This window comes from Acinetobacter sp. AS23, assembly GCF_023612055.1.
Lineage (GTDB): Bacteria > Pseudomonadota > Gammaproteobacteria > Pseudomonadales > Moraxellaceae > Acinetobacter > Acinetobacter oleivorans.
On record NZ_CP082274.1, the window covers coordinates 1,383,804 to 1,401,141 of the forward strand.

Annotated in this window: 14 protein-coding genes and 1 pseudogene; 7 read left to right on the forward strand and 8 right to left on the reverse strand. The window is 38.8% G+C overall.

Annotation, left to right across the window (positions count from 1 at the left end):
* Window position 1: 1 nt before the first annotated feature.
* The 3 genes from cyoA to ppsA all read right to left on the reverse strand — a co-directional run bounded on the left by cyoA (window position 2) and on the right by ppsA (window position 4,560).
* The gene (gene cyoA / locus K6I41_RS06475; protein ID WP_004791463.1) at window positions 2–1,036 is read right to left on the reverse strand and encodes a ubiquinol oxidase subunit II; all 1,035 of its coding nucleotides are present in this window, start codon (window positions 1,034–1,036) and stop codon (window positions 2–4) included.
* 316 nt (window positions 1,037–1,352) lie between these two features.
* Window positions 1,353–2,108: an RDD family protein gene (locus K6I41_RS06480; RefSeq protein ID WP_013197337.1), complete on the reverse strand. Its 756-nt coding sequence runs from the start codon at window positions 2,106–2,108 to the stop codon at window positions 1,353–1,355.
* Window positions 2,109–2,172: 64 nt separating this feature from the next.
* Window positions 2,173–4,560, reverse strand: coding sequence for a phosphoenolpyruvate synthase (ppsA, locus tag K6I41_RS06485; RefSeq protein WP_171056848.1), 2,388 nt, complete (start codon window positions 4,558–4,560; stop codon window positions 2,173–2,175).
* Between the two features lie 147 nt (window positions 4,561–4,707).
* On the opposite strand from ppsA, the gene ppsR reads away from it, so the two are divergent.
* From ppsR to pgaD, 5 genes are all read left to right on the forward strand, one after another.
* Window positions 4,708–5,544, forward strand: coding sequence for a posphoenolpyruvate synthetase regulatory kinase/phosphorylase PpsR (ppsR, locus tag K6I41_RS06490; RefSeq protein ID WP_004791471.1), 837 nt, complete (start codon window positions 4,708–4,710; stop codon window positions 5,542–5,544).
* 385 nt (window positions 5,545–5,929) lie between these two features.
* Window positions 5,930–8,368: a poly-beta-1,6 N-acetyl-D-glucosamine export porin PgaA gene (gene pgaA / locus K6I41_RS06495; protein ID WP_250375435.1), complete on the forward strand. Its 2,439-nt coding sequence runs from the start codon at window positions 5,930–5,932 to the stop codon at window positions 8,366–8,368.
* Window positions 8,368–10,194 (forward strand): poly-beta-1,6-N-acetyl-D-glucosamine N-deacetylase PgaB, encoded by a 1,827-nt coding sequence (pgaB, locus tag K6I41_RS06500; protein WP_250375436.1) that lies wholly within the window; start codon window positions 8,368–8,370, stop codon window positions 10,192–10,194. The genes pgaA and pgaB overlap by 1 nt, the downstream gene beginning before the upstream one ends.
* A complete protein-coding gene (pgaC, locus tag K6I41_RS06505) occupies window positions 10,194–11,441 on the forward strand; it encodes a poly-beta-1,6-N-acetyl-D-glucosamine synthase (protein ID WP_004791476.1) in 1,248 nt (415 codons plus the stop codon). Before pgaB ends, pgaC begins: the two co-directional genes overlap by 1 nt.
* Window positions 11,438–11,896 (forward strand): poly-beta-1,6-N-acetyl-D-glucosamine biosynthesis protein PgaD, encoded by a 459-nt coding sequence (gene pgaD / locus K6I41_RS06510; RefSeq protein WP_192835483.1) that lies wholly within the window; start codon window positions 11,438–11,440, stop codon window positions 11,894–11,896. Before pgaC ends, pgaD begins: the two co-directional genes overlap by 4 nt.
* A gap of 38 nt (window positions 11,897–11,934) precedes the next feature.
* Here the strand turns inward: pgaD and K6I41_RS06515 are convergent, their stop codons facing one another.
* The 5 genes and pseudogenes from K6I41_RS06515 to K6I41_RS06535 all read right to left on the reverse strand — a co-directional run.
* Window positions 11,935–12,498 carry an NAD(P)/FAD-dependent oxidoreductase gene (locus tag K6I41_RS06515; RefSeq protein WP_250375437.1) on the reverse strand — a complete coding sequence of 188 codons (564 nt, stop codon included), beginning with the start codon at window positions 12,496–12,498 and terminating at the stop codon, window positions 11,935–11,937.
* A 148-nt stretch (window positions 12,499–12,646) separates the two neighbouring features.
* Window positions 12,647–13,651 carry an LLM class flavin-dependent oxidoreductase gene (locus K6I41_RS06520; protein WP_192835485.1) on the reverse strand — a complete coding sequence of 335 codons (1,005 nt, stop codon included), beginning with the start codon at window positions 13,649–13,651 and terminating at the stop codon, window positions 12,647–12,649.
* A gap of 132 nt (window positions 13,652–13,783) precedes the next feature.
* Complete coding sequence (locus K6I41_RS06525; protein ID WP_192835486.1) at window positions 13,784–14,296, reverse strand: glycine zipper domain-containing protein; 513 nt, start codon at window positions 14,294–14,296, stop codon at window positions 13,784–13,786.
* A gap of 236 nt (window positions 14,297–14,532) precedes the next feature.
* Entirely contained in the window at window positions 14,533–14,952 is a 420-nt protein-coding gene (locus tag K6I41_RS06530) for a glycine zipper domain-containing protein (RefSeq protein WP_005306721.1), read from the reverse strand.
* Between the two features lie 196 nt (window positions 14,953–15,148).
* Window positions 15,149–15,253, reverse strand: a pseudogene (locus K6I41_RS06535) (LysR family transcriptional regulator); the annotation flags it as partial.
* 181 nt (window positions 15,254–15,434) lie between these two features.
* On the opposite strand from K6I41_RS06535, the gene prfA reads away from it, so the two are divergent.
* Window positions 15,435–16,523 carry a peptide chain release factor 1 gene (gene prfA, locus K6I41_RS06540; protein ID WP_005306718.1) on the forward strand — a complete coding sequence of 363 codons (1,089 nt, stop codon included), beginning with the start codon at window positions 15,435–15,437 and terminating at the stop codon, window positions 16,521–16,523.
* Window positions 16,523–17,338 carry a peptide chain release factor N(5)-glutamine methyltransferase gene (prmC, locus tag K6I41_RS06545; protein ID WP_250375438.1) on the forward strand — a complete coding sequence of 272 codons (816 nt, stop codon included), beginning with the start codon at window positions 16,523–16,525 and terminating at the stop codon, window positions 17,336–17,338. The genes prfA and prmC overlap by 1 nt, the downstream gene beginning before the upstream one ends.

Genomic DNA, 17,338 nt, shown 5'->3' on the forward strand with positions numbered 1-17,338 from the left:
CTTATTCCCCTTGAGCAGCGTGTTCAGCTGTTGCATGCGCAGCAGAGTGGTCAACACCATGATAGTTACTCATATAATGGTTGATAATTGTTTCAAACAATTGTGGTTCAACTGAAGAGTAATAAGTCACAGGGTGTGGCTTAGTCGGGAACGGTTTCATAGCTTCAGCTTTAGCAAGCGCTTCTTGATCACCAGCAGCTTTAGCACGATTTACTAAATGCTCGATCTGGTGCTTAGAACGGTCACCATCACGTAAGGTTGCTAATTCAGCTTGGTCAAGCGTAGTTTTTTGAACTGCTTCTGGGTTAATAGTAGAACCATTACCCGCTTTTACAGCTGCTACCCATTCGTTGAACTGTTGCTCTGTAACACTATGCGCCTTGAAACGCATTTGAGAGAAACCGTAACCTGAGTAGTTAGAAGAGAAACCACGATATACGCCAGTTTCATTTGCTAACAAATGAAGGTGAGTTTGCATACCTGCCATTGCATAAATCTGGCCGCCTAACTGTGGAATGAAGAAAGAGTTCATTGTAAAGTTAGAGGTGATTTTAAAGCTTAACGGAGTTTTTTCAGGGAAACGTACTTCGTTAACAGTTGCAATGTTTTGTTCAGGATAAATGAAGATCCACTTAAACTGTTCTGCAACAACTTGAATAGTTAAAGGAGCTTTATCTGATTCTAAAGGACGGTATGGGTCATACTTGTGGGAACCCCACCAAGTTAACCAAGCTAAAATACCAATAATAATGACAGGGATACCCCATACTACAACTTCAATTGTAGTTGAGTGTGCCCATGTAGGTTTATAGTCTGCATCTTTATTTGACGCGCGATATTTCCAACCAAACCATAATGCCATGATGATTGAAGGAATCACCACAAGTAACATTAAATAGATCGCAGTCATCATAAGGTCACTTTGACCTTGACCAACTGGACCTTTAGAGTTTAGAAGTACCATATCACCACCACACCCAGTCAAAAGTGCGGCAAGCGTTGATAAAGACAATACAGCTAAAATCGTTTGTCTCATTTTACAACCTCGGTGAAGAGTCCCATTCCCTAATTAAATATGGGATAGCGATTAAAGTGTCGCATGATTGAGAACGCTAATCCTTAAATTTAGACTTCTCAATTATATGACACCGCTACGTTGTAGGGCATTATGCCTCATATCGACAAACTAAGCTATACATAAAGTAGTCTGAAATAATTGTTTTAAAACCCGATTTTTTTTGTAGGGTATCGAATCAATAGGTAGCTTTTATTTAAATATCAACTCTCTATAGAAAAAAGGAGGCGGGGTGCCTCCTTTTTTTTTAGACCTTAAATGAATGAGTCATTCACTATCATTTGATCACTTTTGTTCTTGCAATTTTATCATGTAGCGCCTGTCTCTTTTGCCCTAATGCAAAAGCATAGTCAATAATTGTACTAATAGGCATAAACAACAAGTTGAGTATGATGAAAACAACACTTCTTAATAAGAAGATGCGAGTTAAATTAACTTTACCATTGCTTTCGGCATCTACGATTTTAATTCCAACAATTTTCTTACCTATACTTTGCCCGTATTTTGTTAAAAGAAAGGCTTGAATTGCAAGCATGATTACGACGTAAGCAAGCATAGAATGCCAAGCTTCAATAGGAATTAAAGTAAAAAGTTGATGTTGTAGCTCTGCTGCTTTAGTTGAAGCAACTTCAGCTGATTGCATTTGTTTTTGCAATTCAAATAATTGCTTATATTGAGATTCATTAAAGAAAAAAGAAGGAATCGCAGCTATTGGTAACCAAAGCAATAAATCAATAATTTTTGCCAAAGCTCGAGATTGAATAGAGGCAAGTTCGTGAATTTTAGGTTCTACACGAATTTGACGAATAGTTTCATTAGGTGAGCTATTGGTGTTTATGACAGGTGCAGAATAACCGATAGGTTGATATACAAGTTTACCTTGGGTTAATTCTCCTAAAGCTTTCCATTCTGTCATGCCTTCATGCCAAGCTAAATCAGTTAACAAAATTTGTTGGCTAGCCAACATTTGATTTACTTGTTCTAAGGTGTAAGGCCCAGCTTGTTGATTATTACGTGCCAAGTAAATTTGCATAAATAAAAATTCTCTATTCTAAAGATGAAAAAAGACCCACGGATGGGCCTTTTTTTATAACATATTAGATTTGCTTGATTTTTTCTTCAGCAAGGAAGAACCATGTATCTAAAACTGAGTCTGGGTTAAGAGAGACAGACTCAATACCTTGTTCCATTAACCATTTTGCAAGATCTGGATGGTCTGAAGGACCTTGACCACAGATACCTACATATTTACCTGCTTTACGGCAGGCATGGATTGCCATTGAAAGAAGGGCTTTAACTGCTGCATCACGTTCATCAAATAGGTGTGAAACAATGCCAGAGTCACGGTCAAGACCGAGCGTTAACTGAGTTAAGTCATTCGAACCAATAGAGAAGCCATCAAAATGCTCTAGGAACTGTTCAGCTAACAAAGCGTTAGTTGGTAATTCACACATCATGATTACTTTTAAGCCGTTCTCACCGCGTCTCAAACCATTTTGTGCAAGTAACTCAATAACACGTTTTGCTTCAGATACAGTACGTACAAAAGGAATCATGATTTGAATATTGGTTAAACCCATTTCATCACGAGCTTTTTTAAGTGCACGGCATTCTAATTCGAAACAGTCACGGAAGTTATCAGATACATAACGGCTTGCACCACGGAAACCGAGCATCGGGTTTTCTTCTTCAGGCTCGTATAACTTACCGCCAATCAAGTTTGCATATTCATTTGATTTGAAGTCAGACATACGAACGATAACAGGCTTGTCACCGAATGCAGCAGCAAGAGTCGCAATACCTTCAACCAATTTTTCAACATAGAAATCTACTGGTGAAGCATAACCCGCAGTACGAGTTAGAACCGCCGCACGAGTTTCACGCGGTAGGCTATCGATGTTGAGTAGGGCTTTAGGATGCACGCCGATCATACGGTTAATAATGAACTCAAGGCGAGCAAGACCAATACCTTCATTTGGAATTTGAGCAAAGTCAAACGCGCGGTCAGGGTTACCTACGTTCATCATAATTTTGAACGATAGCTTAGGCATAGATTCAATTGAGTTACGTTGAACTTCGAAATCTAAAGCACCTTCATAAATGAAGCCAGTGTCACCTTCAGCACAAGAAACTGTTACTTCTTGGCCATCAGTCAATACTTCTGTTGCGTTACCACAACCGACAATAGCAGGTACACCAAGTTCACGTGCAATAATTGCCGCGTGACATGTACGACCACCGCGGTTAGTAATAATTGCCGCAGCACGTTTCATTACCGGTTCCCAATCAGGATCGGTCATATCTGATACAAGAACGTCGCCTTCTTGAACTTTGTCCATTTCTTTAATTGAATTAATGATACGGACTTTACCAGAACCAATACGTTGACCAATTGAACGGCCTTCACAAAGAACAGTACCTCTTTGTTTAAGAAGGTAGCGCTCCATTGTGCCTACATTTTGACGGCTTTTTACTGTTTCAGGGCGAGCTTGAACAATGTAAATTTGACCATCATCGCCATCTTTCGCCCATTCGATATCCATTGGCGCACCGTAGTGCTGCTCAATAATAAGCGCTTGTTTAGCTAGCTCTTGTAACTCATGATCATTTAAAGCAAATTGTTGGCGCTCTTGTTTCTCAACATCAACAACGACAACTGATTTACCAGCAGAACCTTCTTCACCATAAATCATTTTCTGGTGTTTTGAACCAAGGTTACGGCGTAAAACTGAATGTCTACCAGCATTTAATAATGGTTTAGATAAGTAAAATTCGTCTGGGTTAACGGCACCCTGTACAACCATTTCACCTAAACCATAAGATGCTGTAATAAATACGACGTCGCGGAAACCAGACTCAGTATCAAGTGTAAACATTACACCCGCAGCACCAGTTTCAGAACGAACCATACGCTGAACGCCTGCAGAAAGTGCAACGACGTCATGGTCAAAACCTTGGTGTACACGGTAAGAAATCGCACGGTCATTATATAAAGAAGCGAATACTTCTTTAATTGCAATAAGAACGTTATCAATACCGCGAATATTCAAGAAAGTTTCTTGCTGACCTGCGAATGAAGCATCTGGTAAATCTTCAGCAGTTGCAGATGAACGAACGGCAACCGCGATTTCTGGGTTGCCGTTAGAAAGTGTTGTAAAAGCGGCGCGAATTTCTTGTTCTAGGTTTGCAGTGAGTGGAGTCTCTACAATCCATTGACGAATTTTAGCACCTGTTTCTGCAAGGGCATTTACGTCATCAACATTGAGTTGAGCAAGTTCTGCTTGAATTCGAGCGTTAAGACCGCTTTGATCTAAGAACTCACGATAGGCATCAGCAGTAGTTGCAAAACCGCCAGGTACCGATACACCAGCATTTGATAAATGGCTGATCATTTCACCCAAAGATGAGTTTTTCCCACCTACGAGTTCGACATCGTGTTTCCCTAATTTTTCTAGACCGATTACGCGCGCTTCCAAAGTTTTCACTCCACTTTTGCAGTATTAATGTCTATCTTGGCATGAAATTATAAAAATAAAGTGCTTAGTTGAGAATTATACTAAGCGACAGTCATGTAAGATCAGTTTACTATAAAGATTATATAGCACTAAGACAAATGTTTAAGGAGAATTTTAATGTCAGAAAGTAAACAGTTTAGACGGAGCGTTTTTTTTATTTCTGATGGAACTGCAATTACTGCCGAGACTCTTGGACATTCGTTATTAGCACAATTTCCCAATGTTGATTTTGATATTCATATCATGCCGTATATTACAACTGAAGAGGCGGCAATGGATGTTGTGATTGAAATTAATAGATGTCAAACCAAAGATGGTTGCCTACCTTTAGTCTTTGATACTTTAGTTGATCCACACGTACGAGAAATCATTAATACTGCTAAAGCAGTTAATCTTGATGTGTTTGAAGGTTTAATCAGCAAATTGGAACAAGAGTTAGGTACGCCTCCTACGACATTAGTTGGGCAGACACATGCCGTAACCGATTCTGAATCTTATAAAGCTCGTATTGATGCTGTTCATTTTGCGCTTGATAATGATGATGGAGCGCGTACTCGTCATTATGATAAAGCGGATTTAATCTTAATTGGCGTTTCTCGTTCGGGTAAAACACCAACTTCTATTTACTTATCTCTTCAATTCGGTATCCGTGTTGCAAACTATCCTTTAACAGAAGAGGATTTAGATGATAACCGTTTGCCCGCAGTACTAAGACCGCATCGCAGTAAATTGTTTGGTTTAATGATTGATGCTGAGCGATTAGTTGCGATTCGTAGTGAGCGTAAAGCGAATAGTCGTTATGCAAGTTTTAGCCAATGCCAAATGGAACTCAGAGCAATTGAAGGAATCTATATTTCAGAAGGGATTAAATATTTAAATGTGACTGAAATGTCGATTGAAGAAATTTCAACGCGCGTTTTACAAATGACAGGATTAAAACGTCGTATTGGTTAATTTAATCAAATCTTTATTTTAACCATTCAAATTTTTTATATTAATTTATAGATAATTTGAATGGTTTTAAATATAAAACATGAGAAAAATAAAAGTTTTAAATATAAAACAAAAAGTTATTAAAACGTTTTTATTAGTTATCAGCCTGTAAGGTTTTTATAATTCAATTGTGAAATAAAATAAGAATATTGAAAAGAAATGTATATATTGGAGTAAGTTTAAAAATTCTAATTATTTAATTTTGCTAAATATTTTTAAAAATCATGTAAAAATACATTAAATATTTAAAAATGATAAATAGATCACATTATTTTTGTGTTGTGTGATTGATTTTTGATTTTAATTATACTTTCCCACCTCGATATGGGACTATCCGATTATCAAAATGCTAAAAAAATGTGTTTTTTCATTGGTATACATCTTGCCTCTCAATTTATATGCTGCTCAAGTGGATGAATTGAGAGAGCAGGCTATTCACACCTACAAAACTGGACAAACTCACCAAGCAATATTTCAACTGGATCAATTGCTAAAAACCTATCCGTATGATCAAAAATTGCTAGCTGATTATTTAGTTGTAATGTCAAATGAAAAAAAAGATCTAGTAACTTTTTCTCAGCATTTAGCGAATATTAATTTAGTTACTTTTCCAGAATATGGACAGCTACCTTTAATACGTAATTTTCGTGATTTTAAACACTTTAAAGATGCGATAGCTTGGTCAAATAAATTTAATATTCAAAAGACGCCTGATGGACAGATTCTGTTAGCAGTTTTATATGCGGAAGCTAAAGATGTTGTAAATGGCAAAGTACAACTAGCCAAGATTAATACTAAAAATCTGAAGACGGATCAACTTGTACAAATCGCCTATGCATATCGACTTATCAATTCGCCTGTAGATGCTTTATCTGTAATCGAACAAGCATATAAGCAGCAGCCGAAGTCTTTCGCAGTTTTACAAGAATACAGTTATGACTTAGCGGCTGTAGGGGGCTATAACAAGGCTCAGCAGTTATTGCTTGCTAGCGATAAAAATGCACAAACAGAATCTTTACAACACTGGCTACAAGTGAGTGAATTTTCTCAACGTGTAAATAACGCAATTACTCGTTATAAATATTTGAATCGGGAAGGCATGGCGGATAGTGAAGCTTTTGCTGAGCTTGATGCTGTGTTGAAGCAAGGCGAGCAAATGCAACCTTTGATTCAACCGTCAGATCCTAATTATTTAAGATTCCATTATGACTATATATATGCGTTAGATTTCCGCGGGCGTAGCCGTACGGTATTAGATCAATTTACTAAATTAAATGTGCCTTTAGAAAAACTACCAGCCTATATTCGTCATGCGATCGCTGATAGTTATTTGACTGAAAGACAGCCGCAACAAGCTGAGCTTGCTTTTAAAAGCTTGCTTACTGAAAAAAACTATTCAGATATGACGGTATATACTGGACTGTATTACTCATATATTGAACAAGAAAAATATAAACAAGCTGAACAACTTTTAAGTGATGTTGATCGGTTAATCCCTACGTATAAATATAGTCAAGCGAAAGGAGTAGATAAATCAAGCCATCCTGATCGTGATGATTATATTGCTTTACAAGGTATGCATTTAGCCTATGCAAATCATTTGGATCAATCAGAAAAACACTTCCAGAAACAAGTAGATCTTGCACCTGCCAACGAAGGCTTAATTAATAACCTTGCTCGTGTTGAGCGTTGGAGAGATAAACCTCTACAGTCCAGACAAACAATTGCTCGTTTAAATGGTTTAACACCAGTTGCCAAAGATACTCGAATTAACCAGATGCAAAATGCTCAGGCTTTAGGGGATATTCCTGAGTGGCGCAAAAGCACAGAAACTCTTTTGCAATATTATCCTGAAGATAGCGGCGTAGTTAAAAGTCGAAAGGAGTTGGATGATCGTGATAGAGCAACCATATCGCACTCAACGACTTGGGGCCAAAGTAAAGCAGAGAATAGCGATTCTGTGAGTGGGCAAAATGGTTTAAAAGACCGCGAAATGGAAACTCGTCTTAATAGTCCGTGGATTAAAGATAATTATCGTCTATTTGCTTGGCATCAAGATCGTTTCGGAGAATATCGTTTTGGTGATGTGCATGACCAACGTTATGGCGTCGGTGCTGAGTGGCAAGCGAACCGTAAGGCATTGTCGGCAATTTTTTCGCAAAGTACGGATGGTGGACAAGCAGGAGTTCGTCTTGATTGGTCGCAATGGTTAAACGATCACTGGCAATATCAATTGCAATATGACAGTCAAGCTAATATTCCATTACAGGCAATTGACGCTGGTGAGGATGGGCAAGCTTACCGTGCCGCTTTGACATGGCAAAAAGATGAGTCACGTCAAATTGGGGCGAGTTATGGCTTAACCGATATAAGCGACGGTAATAAACAACAAGAATTTTCTACTTTTTGGCGCGAGCGATTATTTGATGCGCCTCACCATGTTACCTACGGAACCGTTCGTGGATTTTATGGCAGCAATAGCCAAGATCAGACAGCTTACTTTAGCCCAAGCAATCACTACAGTGCTGAGTTGAATTTAAGCCATGACTGGGTCACTTGGCGAGAATACGAACGCTCATTTAAACAGCATTTTGAAGCTGGAGTCGGGCTTTATAAACAAGCAGATTACTCAGCTCGACCAACATATTCTTTGCAATATCAACATCAATGGCAGCTCTCACGGACTTGGCAACTTAATTATGGAATTGGTTGGCAATACCATCCATACGATGGTCATGATGAACAACATACCTACGGTATTTTCGGATTTGAAGGGCGTTTTTAATGAATAATATGAAGTCAAAAATGTTGAGCTGTGTACTTGCTTCAACATTATTACCCGTACAATTTTCTCATGCCCGCATTGAAACTGAACTACCAAAAAATCATACAGTTTCTTTAACTTTTCATGATGTACGAGATGACGTACTAAAGGAAGGCGACCGTGATGTTTATGCGATTCAGACCAATAATCTGGCGCAATTTCTTGATTGGCTCAGTCAGTCTGATTGGAAACCGATTCGCTTAAAAGATATTGAAGAGGCTCGTAAGCAAGGTAAAGAATTACCTCATAACTCTATTCTACTTACCTTCGATGATGGTGCGTTGAGTAGTTATAGCCGAGTATTTCCTTTACTTAAGCAATATAAAATTCCAGCAGTTTTTGCTCTTCCAACCAGTTGGTTAAATGGCAATACTCAGGCAGGTTATGAAGCGTATGGGCAGGGTAACTTGGTGAACTGGGCTCAAGTTCGTGAAATGCAAGCATCGGGCTTAGCCGAGTTTGCAAGCCATAGTGATGATTTACATCATGGTGTATTGGCAAATCCTCAAGGTAATGAGCAACCGGCTGCAACTTCTTATGCTTATTTAAAATCGCAATCACGTTATGAAACAGATGCAGAATATCAACAACGTATTTTGCAGGATTTGAAAAAATCCTATGCCGTTTTGAAAAAAGAAGTTGGTGTTAATCCGAAAGCAATTATTTGGCCTTATGGCGCTGTGAATGAGCAACTGGAAAAACTAGCACAGCAAGCAGGCTTTGAGTTTTCTTTCAGTTTGGGTCGTGATGGTATGAATCGTGTGAATGATTCAACATTTAAACGAAGCTTGGTTATAGGTAACCCTACAGCTGAACAGCTCACCGAAGGTATGTTAAATATTCTGAATTTCGAAGAGTCAGATTTATTTAAGCAACCTCGTCATTTTGTGAGTATGGATTTAAAGCAATTAGCAGCTCAACAAAATGTTCAGACCGATGAAAAACTAGGGCAGTTGTTATCAAAACTATATAGCCTAAAAAACAATGCTCTAATCTTAAAGCCTTTGGAAGATAAAGACGGAGATGGGCAATACGATGTTGCTTATTTCCCTACAGATAAAATGCCACTTCAACAAGATATTTTAAACCGTAGTTTATGGCAGGCTCAAACTCGGGCTGGTCAATCGGTAATATTAGAATTGCCAGCTTATCCTCAAAAAGATAAGCCATTTTTAACAGTAGATTTGGCTAAAGATATCGCACGCTTTAACAGTAATTTAAGCGGTGTTCAGCTCAATGCAGCAACAGCTTTAAACTGCGCAATGCAAAAAATAACAGTCCAAGAAAATAGTTGTATTGAGCAATCAAAACAGCTCGCACAACTGAGTCAAATGACTAAAAAAGCGGTCAAACCTTATTTAAATATGAGTAATCAGGCACAGTTTAGTTTATTGCTTACACCTGATTTAGATCATGTGGAAAAGCTACCTGAGCTTATCAAAACGCTTTTATTACAACATGATTTAGTCAATTTGAAGTTCGATGTGATTGGTAAGAAAAAGCAATTTAATGAGTTGTTAATGCTTTTAAATACACTTGATGAAAATGATAAGCAAAGAATAATGCTGACTTTAGAATTACCAGAAAACTCGCAAAAAACTGCTTGGGAAGAAGTACAGCAGGGACTTTTTTCGATTCAGCGAGTAGGAATCCAGAAATTCGGTATCGATGGCTATGATTTTGAAAAATCAAAAGATGTTCATCAATATTTATATAATCCGATTAGTCTGAATGCTAGTCCTGTGATGTATCAGCCTTTTGCTGAATTGGTAGAGGGGAAAAAGTAATGAGAGTATTACTTGATATTCTATTTGCTTTTGCATTTTTATATCCCTTACTGATGGCTTGGACATGGATGGTAGGAGGACTTTGGTTCTTCTTTAAAAGAGAATACCGTGAACAAGCACTTCCTGAACCGACCAGCGAAGGATGCAGTATCATTATTCCGTGTTTTAACGAAGAAGCTCAAGTACGCCAAACAATTCGTTATGCACTGCAAACCAAATATCCTAATTTTGAAGTGATCGCCGTTAATGATGGAAGTAGTGACAGGACAGCTGAAATTCTCGATGAATTGTCAGCGCAAGATTCACGACTTCGGGTTGTGCACCTAGCAGAAAATCAGGGTAAAGCCGTAGCTTTAAGATCGGGCGTATTAGTTAGTAAATACGAATATCTTGTTTGTATCGATGGCGATGCATTGTTACATCCACATGCCGTACTTTGGTTAATGCAGCCATTTATTAACTTCCCGCGAATTGGGGCTGTAACGGGTAATCCACGAATTTTAAACCGATCTAGTATTTTAGGAAAATTACAGGTTGGTGAGTTTTCTTCGATTATTGGTTTGATCAAACGTGCGCAGCGTACATATGGCCGTATTTTTACAGTGTCGGGTGTGATTGCAGCATTCCGTAAAACAGCACTCGTTCGAGTCGGTTTTTGGTCAGACGATAAAATTACCGAAGATATTGATATTTCATGGAAGCTACAGCTCGACCATTGGGATATTCAGTATATTCCACAAGCGCTTTGTTATATCTATATGCCTGAGACATTTAAAGGGTTATGGAAGCAACGCCTTCGTTGGGCACAAGGTGGGGTAGAGGTTCTTATCGAATATATTCCACAAATGTTCAAACTGCGTGTTCGCAGAATGTGGCCTGTCATGATCGAGGCGCTAGTCAGTATTATCTGGTCTTATGTCATGATTCTGATCTTTACGCTATTTTTTGTCGGATTATTTATTGAGTTGCCTCAGCAATGGCAGATCAAAACACTTATGCCGCAGTGGTACGGTGTAATACTCGGTGGCACATGTTTAATCCAGTTTTTGGTGAGTCTGTGGATTGATCAACGCTATGACCGTAGTCGCTTCTTTAGAAATTATTTTTGGGTCATTTGGTATCCGTTATTTTTCTGGCTACTGACTTTGTTTACAAGTGTTGTTGCGGTTCCAAAAACTTTATTTAACACTAAAAAACGTGCCCGCTGGGTAAGCCCAGACCGAGGCTTCCGTGGAGATAACCCATGAAACCTGAGGAAAATAAGGATATCGAAATGTTAGATATCCCTGAATATATTGACCAGCCAGAATACGTCAAAAATAAAACAGCAAACTATACATTACAAACCATCGGTTGGTTTTGTTTGATGTGGTTGCTATTTCCCTTGGTTTCACTGTTTTTATGGGTTTTTGAAGGACACTTAATTTATGATTATGTCTGGGTTGATCATATATCAGAAGTTAAGACCTTATTACATTTAGCATTACTCATCGGAATTAGCGCGCTCATTTTAATTTTATGGGCGAGTTATAACTGGATCAGGTTTAGTGGTGAGGACCGAAGAGCTAAGGCGCCTAATAGTTCTGTTGAACTGTTAGCAGCCCAATTTTCGGTTAGTTCCGAGATGTTAAGTGAATTGCAAAAGAAACAACGTGTCATTTTGCATTACGATGATCATGGCAATTTACAAAAGTATGAGTAAATAAAAAAGCATGGCTTAAAAACCATGCTTTTTTATTTTTATACGGTTGTTCTAATAATGATATCAACAGGTTGTTCTATGCCGTCCATACTATGAATTGACTTATGGTTAACTTTCACAATGGGCCAAGTTTGTAATTTACAGTTGGATTTTTGGAGTGCTGCATAATAACTATCAGATTTAAAAAATACCTTTTTAGCCGTTGCCATATTGGGGGTTAAAAGGCGCTTAAGCCATGTTTCACTCACCTGAGTATCAAGAAAACGTAAAGCCAAAAGACCTTTTACTCGATTGTTAAATAATCTCCGGTTTTTGATAATGAGAGGATGGGTAATTAACTTATTTGTGACCATTTGACTGTGGGGCAAAATAAAGTGAGGTGTGATTTGAAATACGGTCACAAATTTTGCTTGTTGACAGATTTTTTCAAGATGGGTCACGGTATCTTGATTTGTACCAATAATCGCGACAGATGAATGTGTAAAATCAAATTCTTTAATTGAGGTTGACGGAATCACTTGACCAGTAAAATCTTCAAAATCTTGAGAGGTATTTTGAAAAATTGCTGATTTTGAAGTGTTATTTTTAATATTAATACTCATTTTTCCAAAAGTCCTTTTGGTTTTTAAATCATGATGTTTTTATCGTTTTAATATAAATAACCAAGCAGGAAGTCGGGGTAAAGTCTTTTCAGATAGATGGTCATCCCATACTCGAAATCAATTCAAGTATGGGCATGCGAAGCGGAGTTTAATGTTCTGTTTTTACATTCATTAGTTGTGTAAAGCTTTCTAAACGTTTAGCTGTATCGTATACATCGCATGTGAAAATAAATTCATCAACATCGTATGTCGCTAAAAGTTTTTGTAAACCAGAGCGAACTGTATCTACAGAACCAATTTGCGCCATTGCATAGAAGTTTTCAACAGAAAGCTGTTCTGCTGTATTCCATAATCCCTGCATTGATTCAACCGGCGGCTTAAGCTTTAAACTTTCGCCACGAATTAAACCTAATACACGTTGGTACGCACTCGTTGCTAAGAACTGAGCTTCCTCATCTGTATCTGCCACAACAACAGGTACACCCATTGAAACATAAGGTTTATCTAAGTACTCAGAAGGCTCAAAGTTCTCTCGATAGAGCTGAATTGCTTGACCTAACATACGTGGGGCAAAGTGAGAGGCAAATGAGTAGGGAAGTCCAAGTTTTGCCGCCAGTTGCGCACTAAAAAGACTAGACCCAAGTAACCAAACAGGAACATGGGTATTTTGTCCTGGTGTTGCAATAATCTTTTGTCCTGCCTGAGGCGCGTCAAAATATTTTAAGATTTCGACAACATCTCTTGGAAATTGATCTTCTGTTTCTTGATGACCACGACGTAAAGCTCGCATGGTAAGTTGATCTGTACCAGGAGCACGTCCTAATCCAAGTTCAACACGGTTTGGATATAACGTAGCAAGTGTTCCAAATTGTTCTGCGACAACTAAAGGAGCATGGTTAGGAAGCATAATACCGCCGGAACCTAAACGAATATGCTGTGTATGTGCTGCAATAAAACCGAGTAAGACCGCTGTAGCAGAGCTCGCAATTCCATCCATGTTGTGGTGTTCTGCAAGCCAGAAACGTTCATAACCTAATTTCTCTGCATGTTGAGCTAACTCTAATGCATGACGTAACGAAAATTCGATGGTTTTATCATTACGAATGGGAGCAAGTTCCAAAATTGAAAACTTGGTATCTTGAAGTGATCGCATGCGATATTCTCGAATAGGGGTATATCGAAATACTACGATATATGAGGGGTAATGTATATCGTTTTTTTTCGATATTGGCTTTCATATCTCAATAAAAAAGCACCCGAAGGTGCTCTTTTTTTCATATGTGTATTAGCGATTTTTATACCAACCGCGGTGTAAACCATTGTCATGACGGCGATGGCCACCTTTACTATAGTAACGACGGTCACCATCGTCATATCTACGATCATCTCGATCATAACGGCTACCACGATCATAGCGATCATCGTAGTTACGATCTTCAGAAACTTTACGACCTAGCGCTGAACCACCCGCCGCACCTACCGCTGCACCGATGTAACCACCGTTGGTACCACCCATGTTTTTACCGACGGTATAACCAGCACCACCACCTAAAGCACCACCAATGGCAGCTTCGGTACGATTGCGACGGTCACTCGCTGCGGCTGCACCACCAGCACCGCCTAAAGCAGCACCAATTGTTGCGCCTGTTGTGCCACCCATGCTTTTACCAATTGCTGTACCAACAACACTACCTAATGCAGAGGTTGCAGCAACACGAGTACCATTATCTGCATGTGCAACTGTCACCATAGACGATGTTGCAATTAATGCACTAGCTAACCAAATATTCATTTTCATCTTGCAGCTCCATGTCCTTTTACTGAGAAGGACAGTATTTTTATCTTGAGATAAATGTAATAAAAAATTTCGTGATAATTATGGAGAACCGCAAAGGAGATACGTTAGTTTTGTGTCTGTTTGTATGGTTTCTATTAATTTATGGATAAATCCTGAGCAAGCGAGAGGTTATGAATATTTATTGATCTTAATAAAAAAGCACCCGAAGGTGCTTAGAGACGTTTCATCAAATTTGATTAGTGATGACGACGGTGTTTTTTCTTCCAGTGTTTAGAAGAGCGATCATAATCGCGGTCTTTAGAAATTTTATTACCTAAAGCAGAACCACCCGCAGCACCTAAAGCAGCACCAATGTATCCACCGTTTGTACCACCCATGCTTTTACCAACAGTATAGCCAGCACCACCACCTAAACCACCGCCAATTGCAGATTCTGTACGGTGACGACGGTCACTTGCAACTGCTGCACCACCAGCACCACCTAAAGCAGCACCAATTGTTGCGCCAGATGTACCACCCATGCTTTTACCAATTGCAGTACCAGCAACACTACCTAAAGCAGAAGCAGCTGCTACATGTGTTGTGTTGTCAGCATGCGCTACAGTAACCATAGAAGTTGCTAAAACAGCACTACATAACCAAGCATTTAATTTCATTTTCTACTCCGTGTCCTTAGCAGCAGGACGCTATATCTTTTGTTACGGCAAATGTAACAAAACACGTTTCTCAAAATATGGAGAACCATCAATTCATTATTGTAGTTTAGTGTCTGGTTTGTATGTTTTCTATTAAAATAGAATATTTAATACCCATATAAATAAATATGAGTCTCATTTAATTTTAATGAGTTAATTACTCGCGATCTGAACAGAGAAAATTGATCAAAGCTCTTGTCGCAGAAGACATATGTTTATGTTGTGCATACAGTAAAGAGAAGGGGCGTGAGTGACCTGCAAATCTCATCTGAAATCATTACATTGATAAGTCGCTATTTACAGTGAAAGTTGATGAATTGGTTGATTATATATGTCATTTAAGCTGCATAATCTGTAAACTATGCGCTATTTTTACGATTTTGCTTATCTTCTATTTATATAGCATTTGATAAGCTTTTTGGACTTTTGAGATATTTCCTCTTATGAAAGCGTCACTCCGTTTACGACTTGATCAACTCTGTGATCGACATGAAGAACTTACCGCGTTGCTTGCAGATGTGGAAGTCATCTCCGATAACAAACGTTTCCGTAAATTGTCTCGCGAACATAGTGATTTATCTGAAATTACCGAAGTTTGGGGCAAATACCGTCAAGCAGAAGAAGACATTGAAACTGCTGAAATGATGAAGTCTGATCCTGACTTTAAAGATATGGCAGAAGAAGAAATTCAAGCAAATAAAGATTTGCTTGTAGAGTTAGAAAGCCAGCTCAATATTTTGATGATTCCAAAAGATCCAAATGACTCTAATGCAGCTTATTTAGAAATTCGCGCTGGAACGGGTGGTGACGAGGCTGCAATTTTCTCTGGTGACTTATTCCGTATGTACAGTAAATATGCCGAGACACAAAATTGGCGTATTGAAGTACTTTCTGAAAATGAAGGCGAGCATGGTGGCTTTAAAGAAGTTATTTGCCGTGTAGATGGTGATGGTGTGTATGGCCGCTTGAAGTTTGAAAGTGGTGCGCATCGTGTACAACGTGTGCCAGCCACTGAATCACAAGGCCGTGTTCATACTTCTGCTTGTACAGTTGCAATCTTGCCTGAAATTGATGTTGATACTAACGTTGAAATTAACCCGGCAGATTTGCGTATTGATACTTACCGTGCATCTGGTGCAGGTGGTCAGCACATTAACAAAACCGATTCGGCGGTACGGATTACCCACATTCCAACAGGTACAGTAGTTGAGTGCCAAGAAGAACGTTCACAGCATAAAAACAAAGCTAAAGCGATGGCTCTTTTGGTATCACGTTTAGAAAATGCAAAACGTGCGGCAGCCGATGCAGCGACTTCTGAGATGCGCCGTGATTTAGTTGGTTCTGGTGACCGTTCTGAGCGTATCCGTACTTATAACTATCCACAAGGTCGGATGACTGACCACCGTATTAACCTAACTTTATATAAATTAGATGCAATTATGGAAGGCGATTTAACTGAATTGCTCGATAGCTTACATCGTGAATATCAAGCAGATCAGCTTGCGATGCTTGCACAGGAAAATGGCGGCTAATGAATATTGCTCAAGCGCTTGCAATTCGTGGTGAGCCTGACAGTTATGAACGACAAGAAAATGCTTGGTTACTTGAGCATTTTCTAAAAATCAATTCGCTTGAATTAAAGTTTAGACTTGAGCAAGAGTTAACTGCCCAACAAGAGCAAGACTATGTAGCTGGTCTTGAACGTATTCAAAAAGGTGAACCTTTAGCTTATGTAACGGGTTCACAGCCATTTTGGACGCTCGATTTAAAAGTAACATCTGATACTTTAGTGCCACGACCTGATACTGAAATTTTAGTTGAAACCGTTTTAAATCTAAATTTACCAAATAATGCAAATATTGTGGATTTGGGAACGGGGACAGGTGCAATTGCGCTTGCGTTAGCGAGTGAACGTCCAGATTGGTTCGTCACAGCAACTGATATTTATGCACCTACTTTAGAAGTCGCAAAAGAAAATGCACTAGCTCATAATTTGCAACGTGTAAAATTCGTTTGCGGCGCGTGGTTTGAAGCACTAGAGCCACAAAAGTTTGATTTAATTGTTTCTAATCCGCCGTATATCGATCCTGAAGATGAACACATGCAAGCTTTGGCTACAGAACCACGCCGTGCATTGGTTGCAGACCATCAGGGACTAGCTGATATTGAAATTATTATTGCTCAAGGTAAGAACTGGTTAAAACCACAAGGCTGGATTGCACTAGAGCATGGTTATGATCAGGGGCAAGCTGTTCGAAATATATTTGCTGAGCATGGTTTTAGTGAGATTAAAACTATTCAAGACTATGGCCAAAATGATCGAGTCACTTTGGCATGCTGGATTTAA

Excerpts from the sequence above, each read along its gene's own strand:
- cyoA (WP_004791463.1), bottom strand. The coding sequence starts at position 1,036 with ATGAGACAAACGATTTTAGCTGTATTGTCTTTATCAACGCTTGCCGCA.
- K6I41_RS06480 (WP_013197337.1), bottom strand. The coding sequence starts at position 2,108 with ATGCAAATTTACTTGGCACGTAATAATCAACAAGCTGGGCCTTACACC.
- ppsR (WP_004791471.1), top strand. The coding sequence starts at position 4,708 with ATGTCAGAAAGTAAACAGTTTAGACGGAGCGTTTTTTTTATTTCTGAT.
- pgaA (WP_250375435.1), top strand. The coding sequence starts at position 5,930 with ATGCTAAAAAAATGTGTTTTTTCATTGGTATACATCTTGCCTCTCAAT.
- pgaB (WP_250375436.1), top strand. The coding sequence starts at position 8,368 with ATGAATAATATGAAGTCAAAAATGTTGAGCTGTGTACTTGCTTCAACA.
- pgaC (WP_004791476.1), top strand. The coding sequence starts at position 10,194 with ATGAGAGTATTACTTGATATTCTATTTGCTTTTGCATTTTTATATCCC.
- pgaD (WP_192835483.1), top strand. The coding sequence starts at position 11,438 with ATGAAACCTGAGGAAAATAAGGATATCGAAATGTTAGATATCCCTGAA.
- K6I41_RS06515 (WP_250375437.1), bottom strand. The coding sequence starts at position 12,498 with ATGAGTATTAATATTAAAAATAACACTTCAAAATCAGCAATTTTTCAA.
- K6I41_RS06520 (WP_192835485.1), bottom strand. The coding sequence starts at position 13,651 with ATGCGATCACTTCAAGATACCAAGTTTTCAATTTTGGAACTTGCTCCC.
- K6I41_RS06525 (WP_192835486.1), bottom strand. The coding sequence starts at position 14,296 with ATGAAAATGAATATTTGGTTAGCTAGTGCATTAATTGCAACATCGTCT.
- K6I41_RS06530 (WP_005306721.1), bottom strand. The coding sequence starts at position 14,952 with ATGAAATTAAATGCTTGGTTATGTAGTGCTGTTTTAGCAACTTCTATG.
- prfA (WP_005306718.1), top strand. The coding sequence starts at position 15,435 with ATGAAAGCGTCACTCCGTTTACGACTTGATCAACTCTGTGATCGACAT.
- prmC (WP_250375438.1), top strand. The coding sequence starts at position 16,523 with ATGAATATTGCTCAAGCGCTTGCAATTCGTGGTGAGCCTGACAGTTAT.